The organism is Sphingobacteriales bacterium (genome assembly GCA_012517435.1).
Lineage (GTDB): Bacteria > Bacteroidota > Bacteroidia > CAILMK01 > JAAYUY01 > JAAYUY01.
Genome location: JAAYUY010000142.1, coordinates 1 through 10,712, shown reverse-complemented (window position 1 = coordinate 10,712; position 10,712 = coordinate 1). Strand labels below are relative to the sequence as shown.

9 protein-coding genes are annotated in these 10,712 nt (G+C 38.8%); 3 read left to right on the top strand and 6 right to left on the bottom strand.

Annotated features, from left to right (window positions below):
* The 3 genes from GX437_08095 to fbp all read right to left on the bottom strand — a co-directional run.
* A partial coding sequence (locus tag GX437_08095; protein NLJ07615.1) for a hypothetical protein occupies positions 1 to 554 on the bottom strand: 554 nt, incomplete at its 3' end.
* A 5-nt stretch (positions 555 to 559) separates the two neighbouring features.
* Complete coding sequence (rsfS, locus tag GX437_08090) at positions 560 to 928, bottom strand: ribosome silencing factor (GenBank protein ID NLJ07614.1); 369 nt, start codon at positions 926 to 928, stop codon at positions 560 to 562.
* A gap of 111 nt (positions 929 to 1,039) precedes the next feature.
* Positions 1,040 to 2,053: a class 1 fructose-bisphosphatase gene (gene fbp, locus GX437_08085; GenBank protein ID NLJ07613.1), complete on the bottom strand. Its 1,014-nt coding sequence runs from the start codon at positions 2,051 to 2,053 to the stop codon at positions 1,040 to 1,042.
* Positions 2,054 to 2,142: 89 nt separating this feature from the next.
* On the opposite strand from fbp, the gene GX437_08080 reads away from it, so the two are divergent.
* Positions 2,143 to 3,396, top strand: a complete 1,254-nt coding sequence (locus GX437_08080) for an aspartate kinase (GenBank protein NLJ07612.1) — start codon at positions 2,143 to 2,145, stop codon at positions 3,394 to 3,396.
* 214 nt (positions 3,397 to 3,610) lie between these two features.
* On the opposite strand, the gene GX437_08075 is transcribed toward GX437_08080, so the two are convergent.
* From GX437_08075 to GX437_08065, 3 genes are read right to left on the bottom strand one after another with little or no spacing between them, the layout of a single operon-like run.
* Positions 3,611 to 4,183, bottom strand: a complete 573-nt coding sequence (locus GX437_08075; protein NLJ07611.1) for a DUF4294 domain-containing protein — start codon at positions 4,181 to 4,183, stop codon at positions 3,611 to 3,613.
* Between the two features lie 57 nt (positions 4,184 to 4,240).
* Positions 4,241 to 5,929 (bottom strand): TonB-dependent receptor, encoded by a 1,689-nt coding sequence (locus GX437_08070; protein ID NLJ07610.1) that lies wholly within the window; start codon positions 5,927 to 5,929, stop codon positions 4,241 to 4,243.
* Positions 5,922 to 8,966 carry a tetratricopeptide repeat protein gene (locus tag GX437_08065; GenBank protein NLJ07609.1) on the bottom strand — a complete coding sequence of 1,015 codons (3,045 nt, stop codon included), beginning with the start codon at positions 8,964 to 8,966 and terminating at the stop codon, positions 5,922 to 5,924. Before GX437_08065 ends, GX437_08070 begins: the two co-directional genes overlap by 8 nt.
* Positions 8,967 to 9,113: 147 nt before the next feature.
* Here GX437_08065 and rfbD point away from each other — a divergent pair, with 147 nt between their 5' ends.
* Complete coding sequence (rfbD, locus tag GX437_08060; protein ID NLJ07608.1) at positions 9,114 to 9,980, top strand: dTDP-4-dehydrorhamnose reductase; 867 nt, start codon at positions 9,114 to 9,116, stop codon at positions 9,978 to 9,980.
* 16 nt (positions 9,981 to 9,996) lie between these two features.
* Positions 9,997 to 10,712, top strand: a 716-nt coding sequence (locus GX437_08055) for a phospho-sugar mutase (GenBank protein ID NLJ07607.1), incomplete at its 3' end; no start/stop codon positions are given.

The window sequence follows — 10,712 nt, the reverse complement described above, 5'->3', positions numbered from 1 at the left end:
TTACCGATATTGAATATCTGTGCACCTCCCGGGCCACCTGAAAATCTTCGCATGATAATGACCCATAGCAAAACCATTAAGCCGATGGGAATAAGCCAGCTGAAGATTTCCCGTCCCCAGTTTTGTTTTTTCTTAAAGCTGATGGGGATGGATTCAAGGCCTTTTTCGGTGGTGATTTTATCTACATTTTCCTGAAAATCCTTCGGATCCGGAATATTAAACCGGTAGTGAGGGCCAGATTGGTTAGTTCCCAAGGCTGGTTTTTTTAAATCGTTTTTGTAATCATCCTTCTCCTGTGCTTCTTTTTTCAGGTAAACAAAGACCATTTCATTGTTGATGACTTCAAATTTTTCAATATCACCCTTTTCAATCATCTTTTTTACCTCAACCCAGTTGGTTTCCTTGCTATATTCGGTGGGAATGAGGTAAGTTGCAAACAAAACAATGATAATCAGTATGTAAACCCAGTAAAAGTTAAATTTCTTTTTTTCTCCGGGCAGGTTGCCGTTATTTTCCGGGTTATGAGTCTTTTTATCTTCTTTTTTAGTAGCCATAAATATTAGTTATAAGTCGTTAAGATACCATCTCCCCAAAGTGATTCCAGATCAAAGAATGTTCTTTTTTCCTCCAAAAAAACGTGAACAATGACATCGAAGTAATCAATCAATATCCATTCCTTATTTTGATAGCCTTCTCTGACAAAAGGTTTTTCCTTGTTTTTCAGAAATACCTCTTTTTCAATATTTTCTGCGATAGCTTCCACCTGACGATCGGATGTACCGTGGCAAATGATGAAAAAATCGGTAATCGGATTTTTCAGATTCCTGAGATCGATGCTGACAATGTTGTTCCCTTTTTTGTCCTGAATAGCCTGAATGATAGTGTTTTTCAATTGCTCCAGTGAAGTGGCTTCTCTTTTTTCTGTCATTAAAAAAATAATTCTTTTGTTATTGGGTTGATGATAGTTTTAAATTAAGCCTCAAAAATAATAATAATTATGCCAAAATGGTGAAAGCCACAAGAATATGTCAGTCTGTCATCAGCCGTATCGCTGTATGAATTCTTCGGCAAGGTCAACGAGGTCTGAAGAGCCGATAAATAAGGGTGTTCTCTGGTGTAATTTCTCAGGTTTATAGTCGAGGATGTTTTTTCCTTTTCCATCGGTAGCTTTTCCGCCAGCTTGTTCAATAATGAAAGACATTGGGTTGTTTTCATAGACAAGGCGTAGTTTTCCATTTGGATTTTTTTTCGACCCCGGGTAAATAAAAATGCCTCCTTTTAATAAATTTCTATGGAAATCGCTGACCAATGTGCCGATATAGCGGGAGGAAAATTTCCCGTATTCTTCTATTCCTTCATCCTTGATATAGTTGATGAATTTTTTCAGTCCTTCGGAAAATTCAGCAAAATTAGCTTCATTGAGGGAATAAATATTTCCACGTTTCGGAATTTTAATATCGGGGTGTGACAGGCAAAACTCACCGATAGAAGGATCGAGCGTAAAGCCATTTACCCCGTTTCCGGTGGTATAAACCAACATGGTCGATGAACCGTAAATGATATAACCTGCTGCTACCATATTCCGTCCCGACTGCAGGCAATCCTCTATTGTGCTTACCGTTCCGGGCTCACTGATGCGTCTGTATATGGCGAAAATGGTGCCTATCGATACATTTACATCAATATTGGACGAGCCGTCAAGCGGGTCGAATAACACCACATATTTTGGGTTTTTCCCGTTTTTATGATTGATGGGCAGAAAATCTTCCATCTCTTCGGAGGCAAGAGCACAACATTCTTCCCCGTTTTTCAGGGCAGTAATCAACTGCTGATTGGCAAAATCATCCAGCTTTTTAACTTCTTCTCCCTGAACATTAATCTGTTCAAGGGACCCCAGAATATTGACAAGGCCGGCTTTGCTTACCTCACGGTAAATGATTTTGGCTGCTATTCCGATATCGCTCAATAAACTGGAAAGGTCGCCCTTGGCATACGGAAAGTCTGCCTGCCTTTCAATAATAAATTGATTCAGGGTAGTTACTTTGCTTAACATAGCTACTTATTTTTGCAGAAAATTTTTTATAAGTTATTTTTAAATCAGGGTACAATTATAGTTAAACAAAATTAATTTAATATCGTTTGATGAAAATTTTTAAATTTGGTGGTGGAATTCTGAAAGAACCGTCTTCATTAAAGACATTAGCAAGGGTTCTGAGTGAATTTAAGCATGATGAATTATTCATAGTGGTGTCTGCTTTTGATAAAACCACCAACCGCCTCGAAAACCTTATTTCTGATTATTATCACAACCGTCAGACATTTAATGATTCTTTTAACAGCATCAAATCTTTTCATTTTAGTTTTATCAACCAGCTTGATTTTCATAATTTTCATCCGGTTATCAACTCTTTATGGCAGCATTTCAACGACTTGAAAAATAAGTTTGAAGAATATGCCGGTTATCCCTATGAGGTGTTGTACGATCAGGTTGTCAGTTTTGGGGAAGTGTTTTCAAGCAGTATTATACATCATTATCTGCTTGACAAAGGTTTTGACAGTTATTTTCTGGATGCACGGAAAACAGTCAGCACCGACCAGCATCATCGGAATGCCTGTATTGATGAGGATAAAACAAGGAAACTTATTCTGGAGGAGATGAACAATGGATTTCATCAGATTACGGTTACACAAGGTTTTATCGGTTTTCAGCAAAACGGACTGACCACTACGCTGGGCAGGGAGGGAAGCGACTATACGGCTGCTGTATTGGGAGCTGTGATGAAGGCTGACAAGGTTATCATCTGGAAAGATGTTCAGGGTGTTTTCAATGCCGATCCTAAATATTATCCATGGGCAGTGCAGATTAAGGAAATGAATTATGATAATGCCGCAGAGCTTACCGGATTAGGAGCAAAGGTTTTGCATCACCGGACGGTTCAACCGGTCAAAAAAAGCCGTATTCCATTGGAAGTAAGGATGTTTCAGGAGAAATCCTGTTGCGGGACACTTATTACATCTCAGGCTGAGAAGTTTCCTGATATACCTGTCATTATTCACCGGAAAAATAAGATTTTATTCATATTAACTTCGTTAAACGGTATTTCCCCCGGTCAAAGTACGCTTGAGAAGATTGATTTACTTTGTAAAAAATTCAACCTTGAAGTGAATTACAAAAGTATTTTTCAGAAAAGCATGTTTATTTGTCTGAGCCAGCCGGTGGAGCCTGCCATGAGCCTGAAAGAAATTCTGGAACACGAATATAAAGTTGAGATTGTTTTTGGGGTCATGATGGTCAAAGTGAAAAACGGCAACAGCGAAGTCTTTGAGCGGATCAAAAACGAAAGAAAGATCATTCATGAAGGAATTTCGGGAGGAATAAACTATATTTTTTATTAATTTGCTGATTTGCCAAAAGAGGATTTACCTTTGCAGAAAATTTGAAGTTATGCCAGGAGGAAAATTAACAAAAAAAGAAGGCGTTTTGATGGATAGAATCAAGAAAAGAAAAGCAATTTTAAAGAAAGGCAGCCATAAATCATATCCCATCCCTGAAAATTTTTATCCTGAAAAAACACAGGAAGAGAAAGAAGAAGAGAAGGAATAACCGCTTTTATTCGTATCCAAGCAGTTTGATAACCCTTTCAATATCCTGATCTTCATACGGATCGTAGGTAGCTTTCAGGTTATATCCGAAAATACGGGCAAAACCCTGCCAGAATGCAGCAGTAAACGAACTTCTGTATTCTGAAATAATTTTGTAGGAAGACTTTCCGGTTTCCCTGTCGATAAGCTTGATGAGTAGTTTCCCTTGCGAAAAGGTGAGTTTTCTCATTTCAGCTTCATATTCCTGAATGAGTTTTTCTTCCTGCTCTTTGTAATATTGTTTTCTAACCTTTTCATTTTTAATACCAGCCATAGCCCTGTCAATCTGTTCCAGCCTTGCTGCTGCTGCTTTTGCATAAGGCATAACAATTCTGACATTCCTGATGAGTTTTTCGTTTCGCTTATACCATTTCCGCATGGCAGGCGACATCTTCCCGGTGATGACCACTTCCCTGAGAGAGATTAAGGCCATTGTATCGCCATCTACGATTTTTGCAGGGAAACCCATTAATTGCTGTGCAGATATTTCTGAAATGCTGATTATAAGCGTGAGGAATACCAGAAATATATATCGGCACATATAAAGGTTTAAGAGGAGAATGTCAAAACGTATGCCAGCAAAAGAATTAATGTGGCATCAGAAATTGACTTTGCCGCCTGCAAGGAAATGAAACCCTCTGAGTTCATAATTATTCCAGTAACTGTATTTGTCATTCAGCAGGTTGTTAAACTGGAAAAAAATGGCCCACCTGTCTGAAAACTTGTAGGAAATGCCCAGATTGAGGTCGTTGATGGGTTTCAGCTCAATGGGATTGGTTAAGTCGTCCCAGTTTTTGGCATATCGTTTACTAAAAAAGAAATAATCAAGGTTAAAATATATTTTCTTCTGGATGCAATATTGAGCTGAAAATTTTGATTCAAAAGCAGGAATATGCCATGGCTTGGGTTCGGGTGGATTCTGGTCGTATTGGTTATAGTTGAAGCTGGCAAAAAACGACAAATTGCTGATCGGATTAAAAGTAGCCTCAAAATGGATTTTGGTCAGATTGGTATTTGAAGAATCGTAAACAGGCAGGAAATTATTGGCAGAGATGGTATCGTTTACAAAAAGTAATACATTTTCAAGGTTGTGGTAGGAAAATCTGAAAAGGTAGCGGAATTTACTGCTGATACTTCCTTTTGCACCGGCAAAGATTTCAAATTTATTGTTGCTGTTGCGGAGTTCATAGTACGGAACAGTGTATGGATTTTCTTCTGCAATTGAAAAATAAGTATTTTCAGTCAGGTTGCCTGTCAATCCGCCAAAGATGTTGAAATAGCTTTCAACCAGACTGGCTTCGAGCAGAATTTTCGGATAGAAATGTGTCTTGGCAACAAGTGTGTCTGATTCCGTTGGGGCGGCAAAACCTATTTCAGCACGCCAGTTATCGCGGATAAAAATATATTCAGCCTGCACATTGAAATAAGTACGGTGCGAATTGGGAGTATTCGCATTATAGTGCAGGTAATGGTGTATCAAAGCTTCGAAACGGATAGGATTGTCGCTGAAATACTGTTCTATCTTGCCATAGAAACCAAGTCCCAACTCATTTTTCTTGTAAAAATCGTTCAGGTTGTAAACATCAAGGCTTGTCCAGTAACGGATTTTTTCTTTGGGGGTTAGTTCATTGTTAAAGGAGGCTTTAAATCCTTCAACCAGAAAATTTTGCCTGATTTTCAGCGGATCGATGGTATCAGCATTTACACTATCGGCAGGGGAGTAGCCAAAAAAGTGGTATCTGTTGTTCTTCACAAATATATTTCCGGACAGCGATTTGTTTCCAAATTCCATTCTTCCGGTAATATCGGCAAGCTGCTCACCATAATTGCTGTATTTGAAGGTAGATTTCCCACTTTGATTCAGCAGCCTGACCGAGAGTGAACGATCGGGCAGCATGGTGGAATTATAGTTGGCATCAAAAAGGATATTCATGTAATTACCGGCACCTGCCTTGATAAAAAAGTGATCGAAATCTTTACGTGGTGATTTGGTGAAATTAATTGCCGGAAGTTTGTTGGTATTGGTGGTTTGTACCTGAAATTGTTTTGCCTTGGCAGTGTAAGTAATCTGCGGCTTTTGAATTTCCAGCTTTTCACCGGAAGGCACCACATCCAGTTTGACAGCATCTGTGATTTTTGGCTGGTATGGCCTGACTACATCAACGGTTTCGCTAAAAGCTTTGTTACTGGTATCGGTTTGCTGAGCCTGCAGGCTGAACGAAAGCATTAATGAAGCAAAAATGCAGATGATATATACCGGTTTCATAATATTGCTTTTCTTATTCATTGTTATTTCCATTTTGTGAATTTTCAAGATTCTTTTCAAGTCCCTCAATTTCAAGCAGTTTTTCTTCTGCTACTTTTTTAAGTTCTTCTCCCTGATAATTGTCGATGATGCTCTGAAGTGTGGCTTTTGCCTGAAACAAGTCCCCCGTTTTGACCATTACATCAGCCAGTAAAATAAATCCTTTGGCTACATAATAATCATTATTGGCAAATTTGTCTTTAAGCTCAAGAATTTCATCTATGGTCTGGTCGTAGTTTTCCTTGAGAAAATAAATATAGGCAGTCAGGTATTTTGATTCAGCGCCAAGGTCTCCGCGATTGGCATCTATTACCTGTTTGAAAGAATTTAGGGCGAGGTCGTAATTTTTCAGTTCAAGCTGGGCTTTCCCGATATAATAATTGGCTTCAGTTTTGTTTTCTGCTGAGGCATAAGAAATACCCAGCATTTTCTGTGCTTTGAGAATTACCTGCTGATATTCACCCAGTTTATAATGACACCTGATCTGACCGGCAAGTGCCAGCAGGGTATTGTCGCGAATGATGGCAATTTCTTCCAGTTGAATATAATATTGAAGGGCTTTTTCCCAGTTCATCATGGAAAATCTTATTTCTGCTGCGTTTTTTAAAGATTTTTCCACAAATTCATTCGGGCTTTTCATAATGACCTCTTCAAAATGTTCGAGGGCAGTCTCTTTACGGGATAATGACAAAGCGCTGACAGCCAGATAATAATGTGCATTTACCGAGAAATATCCGTTGGGGAATTTCTGTAGGTATTTTTCCATGTTAGTAATGGTTTCGGCATATTTACCCTTTTTAAAATAGCTGAATGCCGAATTATAGGTGGTTGAATCCTGAAAAGAAGATGTCAGGCTTTGCTGGGGCATGAGTTTAAAGACTTCATCTGCTTTGCCCATATCAATATAAATTTCTTTTGCAGCTTTGAAAGCTTCTCTGGCTTCTGCTGAATAGGGATACTGGGTGATTATTTCCCTGAAAACCTGAAGTGCCTGTTCGGTTCTGTCCATGTTGTAATACGACAGTCCTACCTTGAGTTTTGCAGCAAGATAATAGGGACTTTTCGGGAACTCCTGTATCAGATAGTTAAATTTAGTCTGTGCCAATGTATAATCGCCTGTCATAAAATGCATGTTGGCTATTTCGAACAATCCGTCATCCATATAAGGCGAACTGGTGTAGCGGGTGGTCAGCAGACGTAAAACATCCATTTTTTCAGTGTTTTTATCCTGAAGCCCAAGGATGATGGCTTTTTGATAAAGGGCATAATCGACATCCTGTGTGTTGTTGCTGATCACATTATTATAGTAATTGATGGCATTTGGATAGTCTTTTAAAGCAAAATAACAATCTGCAAGACGTACGGTTGCATCACTTACCCTGTTGTTACGGGTATTTTCTGTTTCGAGAGAGATAAATTTGCTGAAATTTGACCGGGCTTCCTGATAATTTTCCTGTTTGAAGTAGGTATATCCCAGGTTATAAAAACCAATGCTGTAATAAGGCGTTTTTTTAGCCTCACTGACCCAGACAAAGTTTTTATATTCTCGTTGTGCATTTTCAATTTCTCCAAGCTGATAGTAACATTCTCCCAGCCAGAAATAACCCAGTGCTGTATATTTTTTGTCAACATTGGTCTGTATTGATTTGATAAAGTATTCTTTAGCCTTGTTGTATTTTTTGTTTTGAAAAAATTCAAGGGCATAGAAATAGGTGAGTTTCTGATAGGTAACAATCAGATTATTGTTTTTGGTTTTAAGTCCCTCGATGATTTCAATGGCATCTTTGTAATTTGAAGTGTTGACAAGCAACTGACTCAATAACGACTGCGCATCTTCCAGATAGCTGCTCGATGGGAAATCGGTGATAAATTTTTTCAGAGAGCTGATGGCTTCCTTGTCAAAACCCAGTTCATAAGAAAGTTTTGCATAGTTTAAAGCACTGATTTCCTTTACGTTCTTATCAAAATCAAATTTGGCAGCAAAAGAAAACATGTTTCTTGACTTATATTTGTCTTCGGTCAGCAGGTAGGCTGTTCCCATCAGAAATGATACATTTTGCCCGAGCTCATTTTCTTTGATGACGATATTTGAAAAAATACTGATGGCCTGCTGATACTGTCCGTTTTTGAATAATGTATAGCCATAGTTGTAAAAGTCACTTTCACTGAATTTATGTCCGGCATCCAGCAGTGCCTTGTAAAAAGACATTGATTTTTCATAATCTTTCAATTGAAAATAAGCCTCAGCCATATAGGCTTTAATGTCGTTGGCACGCTCGATTTTGGCGATCTGAAGGGCTTTTTCGCCATAGGTAACTACCTCATTGTATTTTTTCTGAAGCAGGTAGATGTGTGTAATGTAGGCAGGGACAATCCTGTTAAATTTTTCATCTTTTTCAATTTTCAGAAATCTTTTGAGCGCTTCTTCAGGCTTGTCCTGCAGATAATAAATGCAGCCTTTGTAATAATTTGCCAGCCCGAAATAATTGTTGTTGTTTTCATCAATTCTGGAAAAAGCTGTCAAAGCCTTGTCATATTTTTTATCCCTGAAGAAACAATACCCGAGCATAAAATAAAATTCATGGCTTTCGGCCTGACCTAAGCTGCGGGGATTGCTGATTTCGCTCAGCCATTTTTGTGCATTGTCGTACTTTTTCTTGTAAAAGTAGAATTTTCCAAGCTCGAAAAATACTGAATTATCCTTGTTTTGTTCAGGATATTTTTCCATGTAACTTAGGAACAGGGCTTCGGTAGTGCTTAAATTCAGCTCTTTTGCCGAACTGGCAATCAGAAATTCTGAACGGGCACCTAAAAGATAACTGTCGTCAAGGCGGACATATTCCCTGAACCTGTCAATGGCTGACTGATATTTTTCATTCAGATACAATTCATTGGCTGAATGAAAAACACTGATAGGGTCGGTGTCGATGAGGGTGGGCTGCGACTTCAGCTTACTGATATTCAGTTGGGTGATAAGGATAATCAGCAACAAACCCTGACATGATATTGTTTTACGCATAGAATCTTATATTTTAAACGATACAAAAATATACTGCACTTTGAGGTGGCTAAAACTGACTTATTAACAATTTTCACGGGATTATTTACATGTTGTATTTTAGCATGCTCCAAAAATTGCCTTTTATTGATAAACTGAAACCATCTGATGAAAAATATTCTGCTGACCGGAGCAAACGGACAACTGGGAAATGAATTTAAGAAAATCAGTAAAAATTTTCCTGATACCCGCTTTCTGTTTACCGATATTGATGAACTAAACATCACAAACGAAAAGGCTTTGGTCGGATTCTTCTCTGATAAACGCTTTGACGTACTGATAAATTGTGCTGCCTATACGGCTGTCGATAAAGCAGAAGATGAACCTGAGCGGGCTGATCTGATAAATCGCCAGGCAGTGAAAAATCTTGCATTGATTTGTAAAGAAAAGAATATCAGGCTGATTCATTTCTCAACTGATTTTGTATTTGACGGTCAAAAGAATATCCCATACACTGAGACCGACAGGCCTGCTCCTGTTTCCGTTTATGGTAAAACAAAATTGGACGGAGAGCTTGAAATCATAAATATTTGTACGGATTATCTGATTATCAGGACGTCATGGCTGTATTCGGCATTTGGGAACAATTTCGTCAAAACAATTCTCAACAAAGCGGAAACAACCGGCCGGCTCAGGGTAGTATATGATCAGATTGGTAATCCTACTCATGCCTATGATTTGGCCATAGCTGTGATGAAAATTATTTTTCATGAAAACTATAGAAAATCAGGTGTTTATCATTTTTCGGGAGAAGGGGCAGTCAGTTGGTTCGACTTTGCCTGCACCATTGTTGAACTGGCCGGGATAGCGTGTGAAACGGAAGCTGTCAGGTCACATGAATTTGTTTCAAAAGCCGTCAGGCCACCCTACAGTGTACTTGATAAAACGAAAATAAAAAATGACTTTGGCATAAAAATTCCCTGGTGGCAGTCCAGCCTGAAAAATTGCCTGAAGGAAATGAATATTTTAAAATGAAAGGAAAATGACAGAAATGGATGAAAAAATTATTGAAACAGCCAGAATATGGACAAAAGAACCCTTTGATGAGGAAACGAGAAGAATAGTCAGCAACTGGCTTGAAAATGACCCTAAAACACTGACAGATGCCTTTTATACCCATCTGGAGTTTGGCACGGGAGGTATGCGGGGAATTATGGCACCTGGTACAAACCGTATGAACGTTTATACCATTTCGATGGCTACCCAGGGGCTGGCCAATTATCTGAATCAGTGCTTTGCAGGGCAGGAGATTAAGGTGGTTATTGCCTATGACTGTCGCAACAATAACCTCCTTTTTGCCTCTACCACGGCCAACGTCCTGACTGCCAATGGTATCAGGGTGTTTTTATTCGATGGCATGCGTCCTACACCGGAGCTTTCATTTGCAGTCAGGTATCTGAAATGTCAGAGCGGAATCGTTATCACTGCCTCTCATAATCCGAAAGAATATAATGGTTACAAGGTATATTGGGACGATGGTGCACAACTGGTAGCTCATCACGACAAAAATGTCATTGCAGAAGTGCTTAAGATTAAAAGCATTGCTGAGGTAAAAACCAAAGGAAATCCGGAAATGATTGAAAAAATCGGGAAAGAGGTAGATGAAGCCTTTCTTTCAGAAGTAAAAAAGCAGCTCCTTAACCCTGATATTGCCGGAAAAGAAAAGATCAGAATTGTTTACACTCCTTTGCATGGTACCGGTGGAGT